This is a genomic window from Enterobacter sp. EC_64 (genome assembly GCF_019584165.1).
GTDB lineage: Bacteria > Pseudomonadota > Gammaproteobacteria > Enterobacterales > Enterobacteriaceae > Enterobacter > Enterobacter roggenkampii.
Genome location: NZ_VDAS01000006.1, coordinates 79,200 through 100,511 on the forward strand (window position 1 = coordinate 79,200; position 21,312 = coordinate 100,511).

22 protein-coding genes are annotated in these 21,312 nt (G+C 56.9%); 11 read left to right on the forward strand and 11 right to left on the reverse strand.

From position 1 onward, the window contains the following. Positions 1-16: 16 nt before the first annotated feature. Positions 17-982 (reverse strand): PTS mannose transporter subunit IIAB, encoded by a 966-nt coding sequence (gene manX / locus FHC52_RS06590; RefSeq protein WP_008500491.1) that lies wholly within the window; start codon positions 980-982, stop codon positions 17-19. Between the two features lie 315 nt (positions 983-1,297). Here manX and FHC52_RS23015 point away from each other — a divergent pair, with 315 nt between their 5' ends. Both FHC52_RS23015 and yoaE read left to right on the forward strand, forming a co-directional pair. Further along, positions 1,298-1,456, forward strand: a complete 159-nt coding sequence (locus FHC52_RS23015; protein WP_374758945.1) for a protein YoaL — start codon at positions 1,298-1,300, stop codon at positions 1,454-1,456. Then, positions 1,444-3,003 (forward strand): CNNM family cation transport protein YoaE, encoded by a 1,560-nt coding sequence (gene yoaE, locus FHC52_RS06595; RefSeq protein WP_008500492.1) that lies wholly within the window; start codon positions 1,444-1,446, stop codon positions 3,001-3,003. The genes FHC52_RS23015 and yoaE overlap by 13 nt, the downstream gene beginning before the upstream one ends. 6 nt (positions 3,004-3,009) lie before the next feature. Here the strand turns inward: yoaE and FHC52_RS06600 are convergent, their stop codons facing one another. From FHC52_RS06600 to pabB, 4 genes are all read right to left on the reverse strand, one after another. Further along, positions 3,010-4,608: a cyclic diguanylate phosphodiesterase gene (locus FHC52_RS06600; RefSeq protein WP_126288336.1), complete on the reverse strand. Its 1,599-nt coding sequence runs from the start codon at positions 4,606-4,608 to the stop codon at positions 3,010-3,012. A gap of 130 nt (positions 4,609-4,738) precedes the next feature. Further along, positions 4,739-6,103: an L-serine ammonia-lyase gene (sdaA, locus tag FHC52_RS06605; RefSeq protein WP_008500494.1), complete on the reverse strand. Its 1,365-nt coding sequence runs from the start codon at positions 6,101-6,103 to the stop codon at positions 4,739-4,741. Between the two features lie 185 nt (positions 6,104-6,288). Next, on the reverse strand, positions 6,289-6,867 hold the full coding sequence (locus tag FHC52_RS06610) for a CoA pyrophosphatase (protein ID WP_126288338.1): 579 nt from the start codon (positions 6,865-6,867) through the stop codon (positions 6,289-6,291). 6 nt (positions 6,868-6,873) lie between these two features. Further along, positions 6,874-8,199 (reverse strand): aminodeoxychorismate synthase component 1, encoded by a 1,326-nt coding sequence (pabB, locus tag FHC52_RS06615; RefSeq protein WP_126288388.1) that lies wholly within the window; start codon positions 8,197-8,199, stop codon positions 6,874-6,876. A gap of 61 nt (positions 8,200-8,260) precedes the next feature. Between pabB and FHC52_RS06620 the strand changes: the two genes are divergently transcribed. Continuing rightward, positions 8,261-8,443, forward strand: a complete 183-nt coding sequence (locus FHC52_RS06620; RefSeq protein WP_008500497.1) for a YoaH family protein — start codon at positions 8,261-8,263, stop codon at positions 8,441-8,443. Positions 8,444-8,449: 6 nt separating this feature from the next. Here the strand turns inward: FHC52_RS06620 and FHC52_RS06625 are convergent, their stop codons facing one another. Beyond that, on the reverse strand, positions 8,450-8,794 hold the full coding sequence (locus FHC52_RS06625) for a RidA family protein (protein WP_008500498.1): 345 nt from the start codon (positions 8,792-8,794) through the stop codon (positions 8,450-8,452). A 133-nt stretch (positions 8,795-8,927) separates the two neighbouring features. Between FHC52_RS06625 and FHC52_RS06630 the strand changes: the two genes are divergently transcribed. The 5 genes from FHC52_RS06630 to rnd all read left to right on the forward strand — a co-directional run bounded on the left by FHC52_RS06630 (position 8,928) and on the right by rnd (position 15,307). Next, a complete protein-coding gene (locus FHC52_RS06630; RefSeq protein ID WP_023325496.1) occupies positions 8,928-10,838 on the forward strand; it encodes an ATP-dependent DNA helicase in 1,911 nt (636 codons plus the stop codon). A gap of 66 nt (positions 10,839-10,904) precedes the next feature. Next, the gene (gene tsaB, locus FHC52_RS06635; RefSeq protein ID WP_126288340.1) at positions 10,905-11,600 is read left to right on the forward strand and encodes a tRNA (adenosine(37)-N6)-threonylcarbamoyltransferase complex dimerization subunit type 1 TsaB; all 696 of its coding nucleotides are present in this window, start codon (positions 10,905-10,907) and stop codon (positions 11,598-11,600) included. 37 nt (positions 11,601-11,637) lie between these two features. After that, a complete protein-coding gene (locus tag FHC52_RS06640; protein WP_023293933.1) occupies positions 11,638-12,219 on the forward strand; it encodes a Slp family lipoprotein in 582 nt (193 codons plus the stop codon). 203 nt (positions 12,220-12,422) lie between these two features. Then, entirely contained in the window at positions 12,423-14,108 is a 1,686-nt protein-coding gene (gene fadD, locus FHC52_RS06645) for a long-chain-fatty-acid--CoA ligase FadD (RefSeq protein WP_014884268.1), read from the forward strand. A gap of 83 nt (positions 14,109-14,191) precedes the next feature. Then, entirely contained in the window at positions 14,192-15,307 is a 1,116-nt protein-coding gene (gene rnd, locus FHC52_RS06650; protein ID WP_126288390.1) for a ribonuclease D, read from the forward strand. A gap of 74 nt (positions 15,308-15,381) precedes the next feature. On the opposite strand, the gene minE is transcribed toward rnd, so the two are convergent. From minE to minC, 3 genes are read right to left on the reverse strand one after another with little or no spacing between them, the layout of a single operon-like run. Then, a complete protein-coding gene (gene minE, locus FHC52_RS06655; protein WP_008500504.1) occupies positions 15,382-15,651 on the reverse strand; it encodes a cell division topological specificity factor MinE in 270 nt (89 codons plus the stop codon). A 3-nt stretch (positions 15,652-15,654) separates the two neighbouring features. Next, complete coding sequence (gene minD / locus FHC52_RS06660; RefSeq protein ID WP_008500505.1) at positions 15,655-16,467, reverse strand: septum site-determining protein MinD; 813 nt, start codon at positions 16,465-16,467, stop codon at positions 15,655-15,657. Positions 16,468-16,490: 23 nt separating this feature from the next. Beyond that, on the reverse strand, positions 16,491-17,198 hold the full coding sequence (minC, locus tag FHC52_RS06665; RefSeq protein ID WP_008500506.1) for a septum site-determining protein MinC: 708 nt from the start codon (positions 17,196-17,198) through the stop codon (positions 16,491-16,493). A gap of 123 nt (positions 17,199-17,321) precedes the next feature. Between minC and FHC52_RS06670 the strand changes: the two genes are divergently transcribed. The 3 genes from FHC52_RS06670 to FHC52_RS06680 all read left to right on the forward strand — a co-directional run bounded on the left by FHC52_RS06670 (position 17,322) and on the right by FHC52_RS06680 (position 18,838). Further along, complete coding sequence (locus FHC52_RS06670; RefSeq protein WP_008500507.1) at positions 17,322-17,597, forward strand: YcgL domain-containing protein; 276 nt, start codon at positions 17,322-17,324, stop codon at positions 17,595-17,597. Between the two features lie 47 nt (positions 17,598-17,644). Beyond that, positions 17,645-18,304 (forward strand): fumarylacetoacetate hydrolase family protein, encoded by a 660-nt coding sequence (locus FHC52_RS06675; protein WP_008500508.1) that lies wholly within the window; start codon positions 17,645-17,647, stop codon positions 18,302-18,304. A gap of 93 nt (positions 18,305-18,397) precedes the next feature. Next, positions 18,398-18,838 (forward strand): YcgN family cysteine cluster protein, encoded by a 441-nt coding sequence (locus FHC52_RS06680; RefSeq protein ID WP_008500509.1) that lies wholly within the window; start codon positions 18,398-18,400, stop codon positions 18,836-18,838. Positions 18,839-18,954: 116 nt separating this feature from the next. Here the strand turns inward: FHC52_RS06680 and dsbB are convergent, their stop codons facing one another. Both dsbB and nhaB read right to left on the reverse strand, forming a co-directional pair. Beyond that, positions 18,955-19,485 carry a disulfide bond formation protein DsbB gene (dsbB, locus tag FHC52_RS06685; protein ID WP_028015880.1) on the reverse strand — a complete coding sequence of 177 codons (531 nt, stop codon included), beginning with the start codon at positions 19,483-19,485 and terminating at the stop codon, positions 18,955-18,957. 143 nt (positions 19,486-19,628) lie between these two features. Further along, positions 19,629-21,167: a Na(+)/H(+) antiporter NhaB gene (gene nhaB / locus FHC52_RS06690; protein WP_023293930.1), complete on the reverse strand. Its 1,539-nt coding sequence runs from the start codon at positions 21,165-21,167 to the stop codon at positions 19,629-19,631. Between the last annotated feature and the right edge of the window lie 145 nt (positions 21,168-21,312).

A 21,312-nucleotide genomic window follows, 5' to 3' on the forward strand; every position in this document is an offset into this window, starting at 1 on the left:
GAGAACCGGCGCGGGCTTATTTCCCAACTTTGCCGATCAAATCCATCATTTTCAGTTTTTGATCCGTGGAAACCTTACGGGCTTCCAGCTCAATACCGCGCGCATTCAGCTTGTTGAATGCCTCGATATCTTTCGCATCGACTGAAATGGCGTTGTTGACCTGCGTTTTGCCCTGACGGAAGGCCATACCACCAATGTTAACGGAGGTGATTTTCACGCCGCCTTCAACAATGCGCTCAACGTCTGTCGGGTTAGTGAACAGGAGCATTACGCGTTCGCCCGCATATTTCGGGTTGTTGTAAACGCGGATCATCTTGGCGACATCCACGACGTGCGCGGTAACGCCAGGCGGAGCAACCTGAGTCAGAAGGGTTTTACGAACGGTGTCGGCGGCCACTTCGTCGCTGACTACGATAATACGTTGAACGTTGGTCTCTTTGGTCCAGCGCGTGGCAACCTGACCGTGGATGAGGCGGTCATCAATACGCGCAAGGCCAATCACCATGTAATCATTCGGACCCATCGGTTTTGCAGGCGCTGCCGCTTTCGGTGCCGCTGCGGGCGCAGGGGCAGGTTTTTCCACCGGCTGTGCTTTCAGGGCTTTCACCCCTTCACGGCCCGTTTCAACGGCCAGGGCCACCAGCTCGTCGAAAGACGGATTGTCGTCGCGCGCCATGAAGGTTTCCACCAGCATGGGGATATTGACCCCGGCGACAACTTCATAGTGCTCTTTATCGACGACAATGCGGCTGGCAGCATTGAACGGGCTGCCGCCCCATGTATCAACGAGAAACAGCACGCCCTTGCTGGTATCCAGCTTCGCGAGTTGAGCGTTGTACTTCTCAATCAGCGTCTCGGCGTTTTCACCGGGAACGAAATCGATCCAGCCGACGTTTTCCTGCTCGCCCAACAGCATCTCTGCCGTTTTGAGTAGCTGCTCAGCAGCCCAACCATGTGTGCCTATGACAATAGCAATGGTCACTTGCTACCTCCTTTTATTATCATTAATACGCCTGCCGGGCAGTCGTACTGAGAATCGTATTGGCGAACCGAATCGATTCAGATAAGGGTTAGAGTTCAAAAACTAAGACTTCCGCGAATTATTTTAGATAGTGAAAAAATAATTTATGTGATGAAGATCCGTAATTTAGCCACGCGCGACAGATTTATCTTAAGGGTACAGCCACTGTGTTACAGATCTTTGCAAAGGAACGTAAATCTTTGCTAAAAATGCATTGTGTCTGATATGTTTAGCCTCCGTTTAATTGTTCAGGAGTATAGGGCTACAGCCCACTATATGGACCGTCACCGACGTCAGTCATCTTTAAGGCCATTTCGCGCCTTTTTCACCGGCGATCCTCGCCACGTATCGACTCTGTCTGCCTCTGTTTTGCCCACGTTGAGTGGGGCACCGTTTCGTCATTCCTTTAGCAGGAGCTTGTCATGGAATTCTTAATGGACCCGTCAATCTGGGTAGGATTGCTCACGCTGGTGGTGCTGGAGATTGTTCTCGGCATCGATAACCTGGTGTTTATCGCCATCCTTGCGGATAAGTTGCCGCCAAAACAGCGTGATAAAGCGCGTCTGATTGGTCTCTCGCTGGCGCTGGTCATGCGACTGGGTCTGCTCTCCGTTATCTCGTGGATGGTCACGCTGACCAAACCGTTGTTCTCCGTCATGGATTACACCTTCTCCGGCCGTGATTTGATCATGCTGATCGGGGGGATATTCCTGCTCTTCAAAGCGACGACAGAGCTCCATGAGCGGCTGGAAAACCGGCAGCACGATGATGGTCACGGTAAAGGGTATGCCAGCTTCTGGGTGGTGGTGCTGCAGATCGTGGTGCTGGATGCGGTCTTCTCGCTGGATGCGGTGATCACGGCGGTCGGCATGGTGAACCATCTGCCGGTCATGATGGCGGCGGTGGTTATTGCGATGGCGGTCATGCTGCTGGCGTCGAAACCGCTGACGCGTTTCGTGAACCAGCATCCGACGGTGGTGGTGCTGTGTCTGAGCTTCCTGCTGATGATTGGTCTGAGCCTGGTGGCGGAAGGCTTTGGCTTCCATATTCCGAAAGGTTACCTGTACGCTGCGATTGGCTTCTCGATCCTGATCGAGCTGTTCAACCAGATTGCGCGTCGTAACTTTATTAAGCAGCAGTCAAATCAGCCGCTGCGCGCCCGTACCGCGGATGCCATTCTGCGTCTGATGGGCGGCCGTCGTCAGGTGAACGTTCAGTCTGATTCCGAAAACCACAACCCGGTTCCGGTGCCGGAAGGGGCGTTTGTGGAACAGGAACGCTACATGATTAACGGCGTGCTCTCTCTGGCCTCCCGTTCGCTGCGCGGCATCATGACGCCGCGCGGGGAGATCAGCTGGGTCGATGCTAACCTGAGCGTGGATGAAATTCGCCAGCAGCTGCTCTCTTCACCGCACAGCCTGTTCCCGGTGTGTCGCGGCGAGCTGGATGAGATCATCGGCGTGGTCAGGGCAAAAGAGATGCTGGTCGCTCTGGAAGAAGGCGTTAACGTCGAAGCCGTTGCTGCCGCATCGCCTGCGATTGTGGTGCCGGAAACGCTGGATCCGATCAACCTGCTCGGTGTGCTGCGCCGCGCGCGCGGTAGCTTTGTTATCGTCACCAACGAGTTTGGCGTGGTGCAGGGGCTGGTGACGCCGCTGGACGTGCTGGAAGCGATTGCCGGTGAATTCCCGGATGAAGACGAAACGCCGGAAATTGTTGCCGACGGCGAAGGCTGGCTGGTTAAAGGTACGACCGACCTGCACGCGCTCTCGCACACGCTGGGGCTGGAAAACGTGGTCAACGATGAAGAAGACATCGCGACCGTTGCCGGTCTGGTTATCGCCGTGAACGGGCAGATCCCGCGCGTCGGCGATGTGATTGAGCTGCCGCCGCTGCACATTACCATTGTCGAAGCCAACGACTATCGCGTTGATATGGTCCGCATTGTTAAAGAACAATCTGCCCACGATGAAGATGAGTAAGTCTGCTTAACGCAGCGGCATTAAGGGCACGATGTGCCCATTATGACGCGCTGGCGGGGGAGCACTTCCCGCCAGCCAGTCTGGAAAGTCCCGCAGCGGCATCGGCCGCGCATAGAAAAATCCCTGCAGCACAGGTACGCCGTGACGGCGTAAATAGCGCGCCTGCTCCTCTGTCTCAACCCCTTCCGCCACCAGCTCGATATTCAGCCGCTGGCCCAGCGCAATAATCATATCCGTCACCGTTGAATTCACGGCATCGGTGCCGATGGCGGTCGTAAAAGACTGGTCAATCTTCAGGACGTCCGGGTGCAGCTTTTCAAGCCAGGAGAGGGAGCTGTTCCCGGTGCCGAAATCGTCGATAGCAAGCTTCACGCCCTTGCGATGCAGTTCGCGCACGATGCGATAATCCGCGTCCAGCAGCGCATCCCGTTCCGTGAGTTCAATTACCAGCTGTTGGCGCGGACAGGCGCTGAACCAGAGACGGTTCAGATCCTGTATCAATACTGCGTGGCGGAAATGGCTGGCGGCGACGTTAATGCCGATGTGAAAACCGGGGCTGGACGGGAAGTAGCCTATCTGGCGCACCGTTTCGGCGATGACGTAGCGGGTCAGGGGGACAATCTGGTTATGTTCTTCTGCCAGAGGGATAAACACCTCCGGGGTGATCCAACCCTGACGGGGATTATTCCAGCGCAGCAGGATCTCCACGCCAGTGCACGCCTGGGTGCGGGCATTCACCAGCGGCTGGCAGAAAAGCTCAAATTCCCGCGCCGCAATGCCCATATCGATCTCCCACGTAAAGCTCATCCGGTTTGCCGTCGCCAGCCAGGCGAGATAGCCCAGCAGCAGGCTGAGCATAAGCCCCAGCGGCAGCTGGGCGGGCAGGCTTTTTAAGGCTAACTCACCGGGGCCAGGTCCGCTGACCGTAATGGTGAAAGGATTTTGGGTTGAAGACTGCTGGAAAAGGGCGCTCTCCTCATCAAACGTCAGGCTGTCGGTGACGCGTTGACCGTAGCGTAAAAACCGATCGCCGACTGTCAGCACCACGTCATTGATGAGCGGACGCTGGGGCTCAAGGATCATTCTGGCGATCAGGTCGATATTGATAATCTCGACGACGCCATCTTCACCGTCCTGAGAGACGGGATACCACTGGATCAAAACAGGGCTGCCCTTAAGCAGCCACGGGTCGGTCGATAAAATCAGCTTCGCCGTGCTGGCAGGGAGCTCCTGAAGGACGTCACGCACAGGCTCGCTGCGGCTGCCGAAAATACTCGAACAATACAGGATACCGTCTTCGATCAGGGCAATGGAGCGTACCGTCTGCAAAATGGCTGCCTGCTGCCGCAGCGCCAGTTGCACCTGCAGGCAGGGCTGCCCCACCAGCGGCTGCAGCACGTTGCGGTGGTTTTCCAGGGAAAGCAGAACGTTATCAAGGGCGCGAACGGTATGGCTGGTAAAATCGAGGATCCGCTGTTGGTTAACGTTGCGCTGGGAGATAAATCGAATGCCTAGCGTCAGGATGAGCGTGAGGAGCGCAACCGTCACACAGACGATAACGCGTTTTCGGCGATAATTTTTAATGATCGTTTGTGCAGTTTGCATGAACGGTCGCCTGGTAAGCCACCAGCCACAAAAGCCGGACGCAACAGTCAAAGTGTAGTGGGGAAAGCAGAAGGAGACGAGGAAGAAGAGAGAAATTCGCCCATCCGTTGCAGATGGGCGAAAGGCAGTATTAGTCGCACTGCACCTTAATGGCCAGGCCACCGCGGGACGTCTCGCGGTATTTCGCGTTCATGTCTTTGCCCGTTTCGTACATGGTTTCAATCACCTTATCCAGCGATACGCGAGGTTCGCTGGTACGGCGCATCGCCATACGAGAGGCGTTGATGGCTTTCACCGAGGCAATCGCGTTACGCTCAATGCACGGCACCTGCACCTGGCCCGCGACCGGGTCGCAGGTCAGACCGAGGTTATGTTCCATACCGATTTCAGCCGCCACGCAGACCTGCTCAGGGCTTGCACCCAACAGCTCTGCCAGACCCGCCGCCGCCATGGAGCAGGCCACGCCGACTTCACCCTGACAGCCCACTTCCGCACCGGAGATGGAGGCATTCATCTTGTACAGCGCGCCGATGGCACCTGCCGCCAGGAAGTAACGGATATAGATGTCCGGCGTCACGGGCTCAATAAAGTGGTCGTAATACGCCAGCACCGCAGGAACAATGCCGCACGCGCCGTTGGTTGGCGCCGTCACGACGCGGCCCCCGGCGGCGTTCTCTTCGTTAACCGCAAGCGCAAACATATTCACCCAGTCGACCACGTTCATCGGGTCGTTGGAGAATTTGTCCGTGGTTACCAGCATACGGCGCAGAGCAGAGGCACGACGCGGCACGCGCAGTGGACCCGGCAGCACGCCTTCGGTGTTCATCCCGCGATCGATACAGGCGCGCATGGTTTGCCAGACGTTGGCAAAATAGTCTTCAATCTCTTGTTTGCTGTGCAGGGCCAGTTCGTTCTGCATCACCATGCCGGAGAGGGAAAGACCGGTCTGTTTGCAGTAGCCCAGCATCTCGGTCGCCGATTTGAACGGGTACGGCACGCTGACGTCGCCGACGCTGTCTTTGCCAAAATGCTCTTCATCCACGATGAAACCACCGCCGATGGAGTAGTACGTTTTGCTGTAGATCTCTTTTTCACCGCTATAAGCGTGAATGGTCATGCCGTTTTCATGCAGCGGCAGGTTGTCGCTGCGAAAACGCATGCCGTCATCCTGCGGGAAATCGACTTCCTGCTGGCCGTTTGCCAGCAGCAGGCGGCCGCGTGTTTCCACGTCGCGGATGAATGCCGGAATGGCATCAATATCAACGGTATCCGGCATATTGCCTGCCAGACCCATAATAATGGCGATATCGGTGTGGTGGCCTTTACCCGTTAATGACAGCGAGCCGTAAACATCCACGGCGACACGGGTAACGCTTTCCAGTAATCCTTTTTCGACCAGATCATCGACGAACTGTTTACCGGCCTTCATCGGGCCAACAGTATGGGAAGACGAAGGGCCAATTCCCACTTTGAACATGTCGAATATACTAATCACTTTCACACTCCTGACAGGGTTACCGGGGTTCCAGTAACGATGTTATAACTGCGCATAGTGTAAGAGGGAACACCGACCTCGGCTTAACTATTCACATGAATTAAACTAATGGTTAACGATGGGTTTTGCTAATAGCGCGACGCAGATCGCAAACCTGGCAGAAGAGGGCGGAATGTAAAGTATAGTCAAGGTTTCAGGCCGATCTGCAGCGCCAGTTCACGAATGATGCCCGCCGTCATGCCCCAGACAAAATAATGCTGATACCAGGACAACCAGACCCGATGGTCATGCCCACGACGCTGAATATCCAGCGGGTGGTAACGACTCAGTCGAAGGGCTTCATCCAGCGGCATTTCAAACACCGCAGAGACTTCATCGACGCTGGCGTGATACTGCAGACCTGGCGGGATAATGCCCACCACCGGCGTGACCTGGAAACCGGTAACGCTGTCGACGGGCGGCAGCACGCCGATGACCTCAACGGCCTCCGGCGGAATGGCCACCTCTTCCTGCGCTTCGCGCAGCGCGGCGGCAATCAGCGAGGCGTCGGAGCTGTCTACCGCGCCCCCCGGAAAAGCGACCTGACCGGCATGCTTACGTAAATGGGCGGAACGCTGGGTGAGCAGCAGGCCCGGCTTCGCGCGACGCACGACCGGGATCAGCACGGCCGCCTGACGCTGATTCAGCGCCTCGCGGCTCACCTGCGGTCTTAGTAGCTGAAAACGCGATAAAAAGTCATCCAGCGTCAGATTCTCTTTTTCCACCCGTGATTACTCCAGTAGTTTCAGGATACGGTTAACTTTATCAAAGGTTTCCTGATATTCCGCATCGACCTGACTATCGGCAACAATCCCGCCCCCGGCCGAACAGTAAAGGTTTCCGTTGCAGGCGGTCAGCGTGCGGATGGTAATGCTGGTATCCAGCGTGCCGCACAGGCTGATATAGCCGATGCTGCCGCACCAGGCATTGCGCCGGTGGGGCTCCAGTTCATCAATGATCTCCATTGCCCGCACCTTCGGCGCACCGGTGATGGAGCCGCCCGGGAACGCGGCGCGCAGCAGGTCGCAGGCCGTGCGCGAGTCTGGCAACTGCGCGGTAATGGTGCTGACCAGATGATGCACCGCCGGGAAAGGCTCGACGACAAACAGTTCCGGCACGCGGACGCTGCCCGGCACGGCCACCCGGCCAATGTCGTTACGCATCAGATCGACAATCATCAGGTTTTCGGCGCGGTCTTTTGGCGAGGCGGCCAGCTTTTCCGCCTGCTGACGGTCGGCGTCGGGATCGGCAAGGCGTGGCAGCGTGCCCTTAATCGGGCGGGTTTGAATGGTCCCCTCCGCCAGATGGATAAAGCGCTCGGGCGACAGGCTGAGGATCGCCCCCTGATCCAGACGAACAAACGCGCTAAACGGTGCCTTGTTGCTGGCATTTAGGCGGGTAAACGCCTGCCACTCATCTCCCCGATAGGTCGCCTGGAAGCGCTGAGCGAGGTTAACCTGGTAGCAGTCGCCGCTTTGCAGATACGCCTGAACGCGCGCGAATTTTTCGGCATATTCCGCAGCGCTCATGTTGGAGCGCCAGCCGGAGGTTAGCGTGAACGTCTCTGCGGGTGCAGCCTGCTGCGCCTCAAGCCACGCCCGTCGCGCCTGGACGTCACGATGGCTCAGCAGGGAAACCGTTTTTTTCAGGTGATCGACGATTAACGCCCAGTCATACAGCCCCACGGCCATATCTGGCAGGGAAATATCAGCCTGCGCACGCTCGGGCAGCGTTTCAAAACGGCGGCCCAAATCATAGCCAAACAGGCCCAGCGCGCCTCCCTGAAAGGGAAGGTCCGGGTTTGGCGTAGCGGATAAGCCCAGCGCGTTAATGGCCTGCTGAAGCTGCACCAGCGGATCGTCCGTCAGCGACAGGTCATCGGTTGTCAGCGTCTTCAGCGGATCGGCGACCAGAATATCAAAGCGGCTGTAGGGATGGTCCGCATGGCCGGAGTGCAACAGCATCGCAAACGGAAGATGGCTCAGGCGGGCAAACCAGTATTCAGCGGCGTCTGTCCGCCAGGGCAGGGTAATAACAGTGGGGAAGCGCATGTTCATGTGTGGCATACTACCGGGCAGCGTGAAATAATTAGCGCGAATAATTTAGCAGGAGTTGACGATGTTTGCAGGTTTACCTTCTCTGAGCCATGAACAGCAGCAGAAAGCGGTTGAGCGAATTCAGGAACTGATGTCCCAGGGGATGAGCAGCGGACAGGCGATTTCCCAGGTGGCGGAAGAACTGCGCGCCACGCATACCGGCGAGCGGATCGTGGCGCGTTTCGAGGATGAAGATGAAGAGTAATCGGGCTTAAACCGCCGCGATAATCTTAATCTCTACCTTGTATTCCGGCTTCATCAGCGTGGCCTGTACGGTGCAGCGTACAGGCGCGTGACCCGCCACCACCCACGCATCCCAGGCTTTGTTCATTGCCGCGAAGTCATCTTTGTTCGCCAGGAAAATCGTCGCATCCAGAATGCGGGATTTGTCGCTGCCCTGTTTTTCCAGCACCGCGTCAATCTGCGCCAGGGTATTGGCCGTCTGCTCAAACGCATCCGCGTCAAGGTTCGCCGGGACGCCGGTGTAGTAGAGCGTCTGGTTGTGGATCACCACATCAGACCAGCGGGCTTCGGCATCAATGCGCACAATTGTCATAAACGTTTCCTCGTTATTTTTCGTCGTCAGGCGGCAAGACTGCCATATTGTTCTCGTGTCGTCACTATTTGGGGTGGCACAGGAGAGGATGGGCTGACATAATCCCTGTGCAAAAATACAGTGAGAGAGCACCGTGGCAGACGATTTTTCCCCTGAAGGTCAATTAGCGCAGGCTATCCCCGGCTTCAAACCCCGTGAGCCTCAGCGACAGATGGCGCACGCCGTTGCACGCGCCATCGATAAGGCTCAGCCGCTGGTGGTCGAAGCGGGTACCGGCACGGGTAAAACCTATGCTTACCTTGCGCCAGCGCTGCGGGCGAAAAAAAAGGTGATTATCTCCACCGGTTCGAAAGCGCTGCAGGACCAGCTCTACAGCCGCGATTTGCCCACGGTGGCAAAGGCGCTGAAATATAAAGGCCGTCTGGCCCTGCTGAAGGGACGCTCCAACTATCTCTGCCTGGAACGCCTTGAGCAGCAGGCGCTGGCGGGCGGTGACCTGCCGGTGCAAACCCTGAGCGACGTCATTATCCTTCGCGCCTGGGCGAACCAGACCGAAGAGGGCGATATCAGCACCTGCGCGAGCGTGCCGGAAGACTCTCCCGCCTGGCCGCTGGTGACCAGCACCAACGACAACTGCCTCGGCAGCGACTGCCCGCTGTATAAAGACTGCTTCGTGGTGAAAGCGCGCAAAACGGCGATGGATGCGGATGTGGTGGTGGTGAACCACCATCTGTTCCTCGCGGATATGGTCGTCAAGGACAGCGGCTTTGGTGAGCTGATCCCGGAAGCGGACGTGATGATCTTCGACGAAGCCCACCAGCTTCCGGACATCGCCAGCCAGTATTTTGGGCAGTCGCTCTCCAGCCGCCAGCTGCAGGATCTGGCGAAAGATTTCACCATTGCGTACCGGACCGAACTCAAAGATACCCAGCAGCTGCAGAAGTGCGCCGACCGTCTGGCGCAGAGCGCGCAGGATTTTCGTTTACAGCTTGGCGAGCCGGGCTATCGCGGAAACCTGCGCGAGCTGCTGGCGGACAAAAACATCCAGCGCGCGCTGCTGCTGCTTGATGATGCGCTTGAGCTCTGCTATGACGTGGCGAAACTGTCGCTCGGCCGTTCCGCGCTGCTGGACGCGGCCTTCGAACGCGCCACGCTCTATCGCGGGCGGCTCAAACGGCTGAAAGAGATTAACCAGCCGGGTTACAGCTACTGGTACGAGTGCACTTCGCGCCACTTTACCCTGGCGCTCACGCCGCTGACGGTGGCGGATAAATTTAAAGAGGTGATGGCGCAAAAGCCGGGCAGCTGGATCTTCACGTCGGCAACCCTGTCGGTGAATGACGACCTGCACCACTTCACCGAGCGCCTCGGCATCGAGCAGGCGGAATCGCTGCTTCTGCCCAGCCCGTTCGATTACGAAAAGCAGGCGCTGCTCTGCGTGCCGCGCAATCTGCCGCTTCCCAACCAGCCGGGTGCGGCCCGGCTGCTGGCAGCGATGCTGAAGCCGATGATCGAGGCCAATAACGGCCGCTGCTTTATGCTCTGCACCTCCCACGCCATGATGCGCGACCTCGCCGAGCAGTTCCGCGCCACCATGACGCTACCGGTGCTGCTGCAGGGCGAAACCAGCAAAGGCCAGCTGCTGCAGCAGTTCGTTAGCGCCGGTAACGCCCTGCTGGTCGCAACCAGCAGCTTCTGGGAAGGGGTGGACGTGCGCGGCGACACGCTTTCGCTGGTGATCATTGATAAGCTGCCGTTTACCTCCCCGGACGATCCGCTGCTGAAGGCACGGATGGAAGACTGCCGCCTGCGCGGCGGCGATCCGTTTGACGAGGTTCAGCTGCCGGATGCGGTCATTACGCTTAAGCAAGGGGTAGGGCGCTTAATCCGTGACGTCACCGATCGCGGCGTGCTGGTCATCTGCGATAACCGGCTGGTGATGCGTCCTTACGGGGCAACCTTCCTTGCAAGCCTGCCGCCCGCACCGCGGACGCGGGACATAAAACGCGCGGTGCGTTTCCTGGCAAACCCAACGGCGGAGTAATTTACCCCGGAGTGTGCTAAGATGCGCGCCATTTTGTGACTGACCCTTGCGAGAGCGCGACGACTGATGCGAATTCTGGCTATTGATACCGCGACAGAGGCTTGCTCTGTTGCTCTGTTGAACAACGGTGCTGTTTCTGCCCATTTCGAAGAGTGCCCACGGGAACACACCCAACGCATTCTCCCCCTGGTAAAAGCCATTTTAACCCAGGGCAACACCTCCTTAACCGACCTCGACGCGCTGGCCTTTGGCCGCGGCCCCGGCAGCTTTACGGGCGTACGCATCGGGATTGGCATTGCGCAGGGGCTAGCGCTGGGCGCCGAACTGCCGATGATCGGCGTCTCTACCCTCGCCACCATGGCACAGGGCGCATGGCGTATGACCGGGGCAACGCGCGTCCTGGCAGCGATTGATGCCCGCATGGGCGAAGTCTACTGGGCCGAATACACCCGCGACGAGCAGGGCGTGTGGCACGGTGAAGAGACGGAAGCCGTGCTTAAGCCGGAAGCGGTGACGGAACGGCTGAAGCAGCTGTCCGGCGAGTGGGCGACCGTCGGTACGGGCTGGCCAGCGTGGCCTGAGATGGCGAACGACACCGGGTTGACGCTGGTGGACGGCAACATGCTTCTGCCGGCTGCGGAAGATATGCTTCCGATTGCCAGCCAACTGCTCGCAGCAGGAAAAACCGTGGCCGTTGAACTCGCGGAACCGGTTTATTTGCGAAACACCGTCGCGTGGAAGAAACTTCCGGGCCGCGAGTGACTCTCAGTAACAGGAACTGAGAAAAAGGAGTCGCATCATGGCGGTTCAGACTAAAGTAGTACGCCTTATTATGGCAGGCGCGGTTGCCATAGCACTGAGCGGATGCGTTTCCGTTCCTGATGCGATTAAGGGCAGCAGCCCGACGCCACAGCAGGATCTGGTTCGGGTGATGAATGCACCTGAGCTGTACGTCGGCCAGGAAGCCCGCTTTGGTGGGAAAGTGATCGACGTGCAGAACCAGCAGGGGAAAACCCGCCTGGAGATCGCCACCGTTCCGCTGGACAGCGGCGCTCGGCCTGTGCTGGGCGAGGCCTCCCGCGGGCGCATCTATGCGGACGTCAGCGGGTTCCTCGATCCGGTTGATTTTCGCGGACAGCTGGTGACCGTCGTCGGGCCGATTACCGGCGCCGTACAGGGCAAAATCGGCAGCACGCCGTATAAATTTATGACCATGCAGGTCAACGGCTATAAGCGCTGGCGGCTGGCACAGCAGGTGATCATGCCGCCTCAGCCGATCGATCCGTGGATGTGGGGTCCGCATCCTTATCGCTACGGCTACCCGGGCTGGGGCTGGTATAACCCGGGACCTGCACAGGTACAGACGATCGTTACTGAGTAACTTACTGTTATTGTTAGAAAAGAGACAGCGGCTCAGCCGCTGTCTCTGTTTTTTTACGGATAAAACGAAAAAAAAGAGTGACGCGCTTCGCAACCTTAAATCTGAACAATTAATAAACTGGTACGCTGAGTTAATATAATGTTAACAAACTGTTTATTATCGGGGTTGTGATGACGACGAACACTCATTTCAGAGGTGATGCATTGAAGAAGGTTTGGCTTAACCGTTATCCCGCAGATGTTCCTGCTGAGATCAATCCTGACCGTTATCAATCCCTGGTGGAATTATTTGAACACTCGGTAAGGCGCTACGCGGATCAGCCCGCATTTGTGAATATGGGCGAGGTGATGACGTTCCGTAAGCTGGAGGAGCGCAGCCGGGCGTTTGCGGCGTATCTGCAGGAAGGGCTGGGGCTGCAAAAAGGGGATCGCGTCGCGCTGATGATGCCGAACCTGCTGCAATACCCGGTGGCGCTGTTCGGTATCCTGCGTGCCGGGATGATCGTCGTCAACGTCAACCCGCTGTATACCCCGCGCGAGCTCGAGCATCAGCTGAACGACAGCGGCGCGGTTGCGATTGTCATTGTGTCCAACTTTGCCCATACGCTGGAAAAAGTGGTCGACAAAACCCAGGTGAAACACGTCATCCTGACGCGCATGGGGGATCAGCTCTCTACCGCCAAAGGCACGCTGGTTAACTTTGTCGTCAAATACGTCAAACGTCTGGTGCCAAAATACCATCTGCCGGACGCTATCTCCTTCCGCCGCGCGCTGCATGCGGGCTATCGTATGCAGTACGTTAAGCCGGAAGTGGTCTCAGAAGATCTCGCGTTCCTGCAGTATACCGGCGGTACCACCGGCGTGGCGAAAGGCGCAATGCTGACCCACCGCAACATGCTGGCGAACCTTGAGCAGGTCAATGCAACCTACGGGCCGCTGCTGCATCCCGGCAAAGAGCTGGTCATTACGGCGCTGCCGCTGTACCACATTTTCGCATTGACCATGAACTGCCTGCTGTTTATTGAGCTCGGCGGTCAAAACGTGCTGATTACCAACCCGCGTGATATCCCGGGGCTGGTGAAAGAGCTGGCAAAATACCCGTTCACCGCTATGACCGGGGTAAATACCCTGTTTAACGCGCTGCTTAATAACAAAGAGTTCCAGCAGCTGGACTTCTCCACGCTCCATCTCTCTGCGGGCGGCGGCATGCCGGTTCAGCAGGCGGTGGCCGAGCGGTGGGTGAAGCTTACCGGCCAGTATCTGCTGGAGGGCTATGGCCTGACGGAGTGCGCGCCGCTGGTCAGCGTTAACCCGCATGACATCGACTACCACAGCGGAAGCATTGGACTGCCCGTTCCTTCCACTGAAGCGAAACTGGTCGATGATAACGATAACGAAGTCGCGCCGGGTGAGCCGGGGGAGCTGTGTGTCAAAGGTCCACAGGTCATGCTGGGTTACTGGCAGCGTCCCGACGCGACCGACGAAATCATCAAAGACGGCTGGCTGCATACCGGTGACATCGCGGTGATGGATGACGAGGGCTTCCTGCGCATTGTCGATCGCAAGAAAGATATGATCCTGGTCTCCGGCTTCAACGTCTATCCGAATGAGATCGAAGACGTGGTCATGCAGCACAGCGGCGTACTCGAAGTGGCAGCGGTCGGCGTGCCTTCCGGCAGCAGCGGTGAAGCGGTGAAGATATTTGTGGTCAAGAAAGATCCTTCTCTCACCGAGGAAGCGCTGATAACGTTTTGTCGTCGTCAGCTGACGGGCTATAAAGTGCCGAAGCTGGTGGAATTCCGCGACGAGCTGCCGAAATCCAACGTCGGGAAGATATTACGACGAGAATTACGTGACGAAGCCCGTGCCAAAGTAGACAATAAGGCCTGAGCTTCACGTTAATCGTCCAAACGCCGGTTAAGCCGGCGTTTTTTATGGGCGCAAACAAAAGAGAATCCGATTTGAATTACCAGATGATCACGACCAACGACGAGCTGGCTTCGCTGTGCGAAGTGACGCGCGACTTTCCTGCCATTGCCCTGGATACCGAGTTTGTCCGTACCCGGACGTACTATCCGCAACTGGGGTTGATTCAGATGTACGACGGTAAACACGTGTCGCTGATCGACCCTCTCGGCATTACCGACTGGACGCCGATGCGCGATCTGCTGCTCGATACCGCCGTCACGAAATACCTGCACGCAGGCAGTGAAGATCTGGAAGTCTTTCTGAACACCTTTGGCATCATGCCTCAGCCGCTGATTGATACGCAGATCCTTGCGGCGTTCAGCGGGCGACCGCTCTCCTGGGGCTTTGCCGCCATGGTGGAGGAGTATACGGGCCTGACGCTGGATAAAAGCGAATCCCGTACCGACTGGCTGGCCCGTCCGCTTACCGCGCGCCAGCTGGAGTATGCGGCGGCTGACGTGTTTTACCTGCTGCCGATCGCCGGACAGCTGATGCAAGAAGCCGAGGCATCCGGCTGGCTGTCCGCCGCGCTGGACGAGTGCCGTATGACCCAGCTGCGTCGTCAGGAAGTGGTGGATCCGAAAGAGGCCTGGCGCGACATCAGCAACGCCTGGCAGCTGCGTACGCGTCAGCTGGCGTGCCTGCAGCTGCTGGCAGACTGGCGCTTGCGTAAAGCGCGCGAGCGCGATCTGGCCGTTAACTTTGTGGTTCGCGAAGAGCATCTCTGGGCGGTTGCGCGCTATATGCCGGGCAGCCTCGGCGAGCTGGACAGCATTGGGCTTTCGGGCAGCGAAATCCGTTTCCACGGCAAAACCCTGCTGGCGCTGGTCGCAAAAGCGCAGGCGTTACCGGAAGAGGCGCTGCCGGAACCGCTGCTGAACCTGATGGATATGCCAGGCTATCGCAAAGCGTTTAAGGACATCAAAGCGCTGGTGCAGGCGGTGGCTACGGAAAGCAAGCTGAGCGCGGAACTGCTCGCTTCACGCCGTCAGATTAATCAGCTGCTTAACTGGCACTGGAAGCTGAAGCCGCAGAATGGCTTGCCGGAAATGATGGCGGGATGGCGCGGGGAATTGATGGCCGATCGCCTGAATGCGCTGCTGGAAGGTTATCCGCGATAAAAAATATGCCGGGTGATAAACCCGGCATATTTCCCCGGTGGCGCTGCGCTTACCGGGGCGACGAAATCACAAACCTACGGACGTGACTCTTCCGCTTCCGGGAGCGTCACGTTCAGCTCCAGAATCGAAATATCCCCGTCTTTTTGTTCCAGCTGCACTGTCACCATCTCCGGGTCAATCTGCACGTACTTACAGATCACTTCCAGGATGTCCTTGCGCAGCTGCGGCAGGTAGTGAGGCTCGGCGTCGCTACGACGACGCTCCGCAACGATAATTTGCAGACGTTCTTTTGCGATGTTGGCGGTGTTCTTTTTCCGCGAGAGAAAAAAGTCCAGTAATGCCATAACTTATCCTCCGAACAGGCGTTTGAGGAAACCTTTCTTCTCTTCTTCAATGAAGCGGAAAGGACGTTCTTCTCCCAGCAGACGGTCAACGGTATCGGCGTAAGCTTTACCTGCATCTGCCATTGTATCAAGGATCACTGGCTCGCCCTGGTTAGAGGCACGTAACACGGACTGATCTTCCGGGATAACGCCCACCAGCTTAATGCGCAGGATCTCCAGCACGTCTTCCATGCTCAGCATGTCACCTTTGTTTACGCGGCCCGGGTTGTAGCGGGTGAGCAGCAGGTGTTCTTTAATCGGGTCTTCGCCATTTTCCGCACGACGGGATTTAGAGGCGAGGATCCCGAGAATGCGGTCTGAGTCACGCACGGATGAAACTTCAGGGTTGGTGGTGATGATCGCTTCATCAGCGAAGTAGAGCGCCATCAGGGCACCGGTTTCGATACCGGCAGGGGAGTCACAGACGATGAAGTCGAACTCCATTTTTTTCAGCTCGTCGAGCACCTTTTCTACCCCTTCACGGGTCAGGGCGTCTTTGTCACGCGTCTGAGAAGCCGGGAGAATGTAGAGGTTCTCGGTGCGCTTGTCTTTAATCAGCGCCTGGTTCAGCGTGGCATCGCCCTGAATGACGTTCACAAAGTCATACACGACGCGACGCTCACATCCCATGATGAGGTCGAGGTTACGCAGGCCGATATCGAAGTCGATAACGACGGTTTTCTTTCCCTTCTGGGCCAAACCAGTAGCGATGGCCGCGCTGGAGGTGGTCTTGCCAACGCCTCCTTTACCCGAAGTAACAACAATAATGCGTGCCATAGAAATTCCTTGTTAAAAAGGGATCAATTCAACGGTTGAACGGTCAACGCGTCGTCTGCCAGAAGCAGGCGAGCCGCTTTGCCATAAAATTCGGCTGGGATCTTGTCGCTCAGCCAATATTCACCTGCGATGGACACCAGTTCCGCCGTCAGGTGAGTACAAAATATTTGCGCGTCCCGATCGCCACTTGCACCTGCGAGCGCACGTCCACGCATCATACCGTAAACGTGAATATTGCCATCTGCAATCAGCTCAGCGCCAGCACTGACGTGGCTTGTAACAATCAGATCACAGTTTGGTGCATAAATGCGCTGACCGGAACGAACCGGCACATCAATCATTCGCGTTTTTGTGATGTTTGTAACGTTTTGCGCCGCAGGAGGGGGCGTTTCGACGGCAACGGGTGCCGCACGCGGGGCTTTTTCTTTGCCTTCATTCAGAAGCGGCAGCCCCGCACGGTCAATTTCCGCTTTCAGTTCAGTATCTTTGCAGCCGCTGATGCCGACAATACGCAGTCCGGTCGAGGAGACGGCCTGCTGGAGACGTTTCCAGTTAACCGGCGCTTCAAGACCGCTGACGTTGATCACAACAGGGGCGTGCTTCAGGAAGGCGGGAGCCTGGGCGATTTTGTCTTCTAACGCCTGACGAATAACCTCGGGTTTTGCATCATGCAAATGTACCACTGATAAGGTGAAGCTACTGCCTTTAAGCTCGATGGGCGTGTTTGACATCCTGGCCTTACTCAATTTGCTATTAACCGCAACCACTCGCTGCGATATTCCGAAGAGTATCAGGCATGTTATAGTCAGGAGTATATTGAGGCAAGCAACCACCCATTAATTCAGAGTAAAAACATGTTTTGTGTGATCTACAGAAGTACAACCCGTGACCAGACCTATCTTTATGTCGAAAAGAAAGACGATTTTTCACGCGTGCCTGAAGAATTAATGAAGAGCTTTGGCCGACCGCAGATGGCGATGCTGCTGCCGCTTGATGGTCGCAAGAAACTGGTGAATGCCGATCTGGAGAAAGTGAAAACGGCATTAGCCGAGCAGGGCTATTATTTACAGCTTCCGCCGCCACCCGAGAATTTATTAAAACAGCATCTTGAGGCGAACGGTAAAAAATAGTCTCAACTGTTTTTGAGCACAACACATCAACCGTTTAGGGGTCGACCATGTATCAACATCATAACTGGCAAGGTGCATTACTGGATTATCCCGTTAGCAAAGTGGTTTGCGTGGGCAGCAACTATGCAAAACATATTCAGGAGATGGGCAGTGCGACGCCAGAAGAGCCGGTTCTGTTCATTAAGCCTGAAACGGCGCTTTGCGATATTCGCCAGCCGCTGGCCCTGCCGCAGGGGCTCGGCTCGGTGCACCACGAAGTGGAACTCGCCGTGCTGATCGGCGCAACGCTGCGTCAGGCCTCCGAAGAGCATGTGCAAAAAGCGATCGCCGGATATGGCGTGGCGCTGGATCTGACGCTACGCGACGTGCAGGGTAAAATGAAGAAAGCGGGGCAGCCGTGGGAAAAAGCCAAAGGGTTTGATAATTCCTGCCCGATTTCGGCGTTTGTGCCGGTGAGCGAATTTACCGGTAATCCGCAGGACACGCCGCTCAGCCTGAAGGTTAACGGTGAAATCCGCCAGCAGGGCACCACGGCAGACATGATCCATAAGATTGTGCCGCTGATCGCCTATATGAGCCGCTTCTTTACCCTGAAGCCGGGTGATGTGATCCTGACCGGCACGCCGGAAGGCGTTGGTCCGCTCGCGAGCGGTGATGAACTTGAAGTTGGTTTTAACGGCCTGTCGCTGAAAACCCGCGTGCTGTAACCTCCTCTTGCCGCCTGAAAAGGGCGGCAAAACTTGCAACGACGTGCCAGACTCGTTATAAGGTGCGCTTTCTTTTGACGTGTGGACATCCTGATGAACGACATCCCTTTCTGGCAAAGCAAAACTCTCGACGACATGACCGACGCGGAATGGGAATCCTTATGCGACGGCTGTGGTCAGTGCTGCCTGCACAAGCTGATGGATGAAGACACGGACGAAATCTACTTCACCAACGTGGCCTGCAAGCAGCTGAACATCAAAACCTGCCAGTGCCGCAACTACGAGCGCCGCTTCGAGTTCGAGCCAGACTGCATTAAATTAACCCGTGAGAATCTGCCCACCTTTGAATGGCTGCCGCATACCTGCGCGTATCGCCTGCTGGCGGAGGGGAAAGGTCTGCCTGACTGGCACCCCCTGCTGACCGGTTCAAAAGCGGCGATGCACGGCGAACGTATCTCCGTGCGCCACATTGCGGTAAAAGAGTCCGAGGTGCGGGACTGGGAAGATCACATCATGAACCACCCGACCCGTTGAGATTAAAAAAACCCGCCAAAGCGGGTTTTTTATTGTGCGCTGTTGTGTCGGGTGGCGCTGCGCTTACCCGACCTACAAAACCGTAGGCCCGCGCAAGCGAAGCGCCGCCGGGCGAATTAGCGTCCGAACAAATCGCGTTTCTTCGGTTTGAACGGCTGAGCGATCAACACCAGCAGCGCCACGACGAAGTAGGCGGCAAAAATGCCCACCAGCCACTGCGGCATCTCCAGCGTCAGGAATTCCCACTGGCGAACGGAGCAGTCACCGGAGGCAACGAACACCTGCGGCAGCCATTTGTCCAGCGGCAGCCAGCTCGGGAAGCGGGCGGCAAAATCGCAGGTCATAAACGGTGACGGATGCAGCTGCATCATCGTGTGCTGCCAGGAGAGTTCAATGCCTTTCCAGGCGCTGTACAGCCAGATTGCGATCCCGGCATAGCGAAGCGGCGACTTCGGCGCAATCGCGCCGACCAGGCCAGCCCCCATAATGCCGAACAGCGCGCAGCGTTCGTAAATACAGAGCACGCAAGGTTTGAGTCCCATTACGTGCTGGAACCACAGCGCGACCATTTCCAGCGCAAAGGCGGTCAGGGCCATTAACAACCACGCTCCGCGACCGCGGGAGCACTGGTTTAAAAATCTCAACATAATCATTTCCCTGGAACATGCTTAGAAAGCGCAGTGTAAACGAATTCGTTTTTCGCGCCACCTGTACCTGGCGAAATAAAACGTAATTGGATGTTTATCGTGCGAAAAGGCAAACGGGCAGCGAACTGCCCGAGTTGCAGTGTTTACTGCGCCGCAAGTATACCCGCTTGTATCAACCATTGCGTACAGGGAATAAGGGTAATTTTGACGCAAAGCAATCCCACGATCGTAAGCACCAGCGTATAGGGCAGGGCCATCCAGACCATTCTTCCATAAGAAAGACGTATGAGTGGCGCAAGAGCGGAGGTCAGCAGAAACAGGAAGGCGGCCTGGCCATTGGGTGTCGCCACCGACGGCAGGTTGGTACCGGTGTTGATCGCCACGGCCAGCAGTTCAAACTGTCCGGCGCTGATCACGCCTTGCTCCATCGCGGTCTTAGCCTCGTTAATGTAAACCGTCCCGACAAAGACGTTATCTGAGATCGATGAGAGCAGGCCGTTAAACAGGTAAAACAGCGACAGCTGAGCATCCGGTGATGCCCGTAAGACAAAGGCAATAATCGGCGCGAACAGGTGCTGGTCGATTATCACCGCCACGACCGCAAAGAACACCGCCAGCAGGGCGGTAAACGGCAGCGCTTCGGTGAAGGCTTTGCCGATGGCATGCTCATCCGTCACCCCGGTAAAGGTAGTGGCGAGAATAATCACGGACAGACCAATCAGCCCCACTTCAGCAAGATGGAACGCCAGCGCGGCGATAAGCCAGACGCCGATGATCCCCTGTGCAATCAGGCGCAGCGTCTCCTGGCGCGTCCGCTGGCGTCGGCTCTGCAGATCGAATTTATGCAGTTCCTGACGTACCGGCTCCGGGAGTTGTGCCCCGTAACCAAAGAGGCGAAACTTCTCCACCAGCAAACAGGTCGCCAGACCGCAGATCAGCACCGGCACGCTCACCGGGGCCATTCTCAGGAAGAAATCACCGAAGTGCCAGCCCGCCGCTTTCGCAATGATCAGGTTTTGCGGCTCGCCCACCATCGTCATCACGCCCCCCAGTGCGGTACCGACGCCGGCATGCATCATCAGGCTGCGCAGGAAGGCGCGAAACTGCTCAAGTACCTCACGGTTATGCGCATCGACATGGCTGTCATCCTGCAGATCCTCACCCGGACGAGAGGAGGCCACGCGGTGATAAATACCGTAAAACCCCACCGCGACGCTTATCACCACCGCGACGACCGTCAGCGCGTCCAGGAAGGCTGACAGGAAGGCCGCCGCAAGGCAAAACGCCAGCGAGAGAACCATTTTCGACGGAATGCTGAGCAGCAGGCGCGTAAAGATAAACAGCAGCAGCTGTTTCATAAAGTAGATGCCCGCCACCATGAACATCAGCAGCAGAAGCACTTCAAGATTTGAAGCCAGCTCTGCTTTGACATGCTCGGCAGAGGTCATCCCAATCACTACCGCTTCAAACGCCAGCAATCCGCCCGGCAACAGGGGATAACATTTCAGCGCCATCGCCAGGGTGAAGATAAACTCCGCGACCAGCAGCCACCCGGCAACGAACGGGTTCACGTAAAAGAGGAGAGGGTTAACGACCAGGAACACCAGCAGTATCAGTTTGTACCAGTCAGGAGACTGGCCTAAAAAATTGCGCCACAGGGCGCGCCCAAAAGAAATTTCCACGACAGACGTCCTTCCCCGTCAAGTAAGACAAAACATCAGTATACGCAAAAATTACGGTCCAGACGCGGATAAGACCGCATTGTAAATTTCATAAAAATGAAACGGCGATCCCTCTTTTCTCTCTTTGCCGCGCTACCTGCCACTG

What these genes read in the sequence shown, in the direction of transcription:
- FHC52_RS23015 (WP_374758945.1), top strand. Translation starts at nt 1,298, where the DNA reads ATGGACCGTCACCGACGTCAGTCATCTTTAAGGCCATTTCGCGCCTTT.
- yoaE (WP_008500492.1), top strand. Translation starts at nt 1,444, where the DNA reads ATGGAATTCTTAATGGACCCGTCAATCTGGGTAGGATTGCTCACGCTG.
- FHC52_RS06600 (WP_126288336.1), bottom strand. Translation starts at nt 4,608, where the DNA reads ATGCAAACTGCACAAACGATCATTAAAAATTATCGCCGAAAACGCGTT.
- pabB (WP_126288388.1), bottom strand. Translation starts at nt 8,199, where the DNA reads ATGAACATGCGCTTCCCCACTGTTATTACCCTGCCCTGGCGGACAGAC.
- FHC52_RS06620 (WP_008500497.1), top strand. Translation starts at nt 8,261, where the DNA reads ATGTTTGCAGGTTTACCTTCTCTGAGCCATGAACAGCAGCAGAAAGCG.
- FHC52_RS06625 (WP_008500498.1), bottom strand. Translation starts at nt 8,794, where the DNA reads ATGACAATTGTGCGCATTGATGCCGAAGCCCGCTGGTCTGATGTGGTG.
- tsaB (WP_126288340.1), top strand. Translation starts at nt 10,905, where the DNA reads ATGCGAATTCTGGCTATTGATACCGCGACAGAGGCTTGCTCTGTTGCT.
- FHC52_RS06640 (WP_023293933.1), top strand. Translation starts at nt 11,638, where the DNA reads ATGGCGGTTCAGACTAAAGTAGTACGCCTTATTATGGCAGGCGCGGTT.
- rnd (WP_126288390.1), top strand. Translation starts at nt 14,192, where the DNA reads ATGATCACGACCAACGACGAGCTGGCTTCGCTGTGCGAAGTGACGCGC.
- minE (WP_008500504.1), bottom strand. Translation starts at nt 15,651, where the DNA reads ATGGCATTACTGGACTTTTTTCTCTCGCGGAAAAAGAACACCGCCAAC.
- minD (WP_008500505.1), bottom strand. Translation starts at nt 16,467, where the DNA reads ATGGCACGCATTATTGTTGTTACTTCGGGTAAAGGAGGCGTTGGCAAG.
- minC (WP_008500506.1), bottom strand. Translation starts at nt 17,198, where the DNA reads ATGTCAAACACGCCCATCGAGCTTAAAGGCAGTAGCTTCACCTTATCA.
- FHC52_RS06670 (WP_008500507.1), top strand. Translation starts at nt 17,322, where the DNA reads ATGTTTTGTGTGATCTACAGAAGTACAACCCGTGACCAGACCTATCTT.
- FHC52_RS06675 (WP_008500508.1), top strand. Translation starts at nt 17,645, where the DNA reads ATGTATCAACATCATAACTGGCAAGGTGCATTACTGGATTATCCCGTT.
- FHC52_RS06680 (WP_008500509.1), top strand. Translation starts at nt 18,398, where the DNA reads ATGAACGACATCCCTTTCTGGCAAAGCAAAACTCTCGACGACATGACC.
- dsbB (WP_028015880.1), bottom strand. Translation starts at nt 19,485, where the DNA reads ATGTTGAGATTTTTAAACCAGTGCTCCCGCGGTCGCGGAGCGTGGTTG.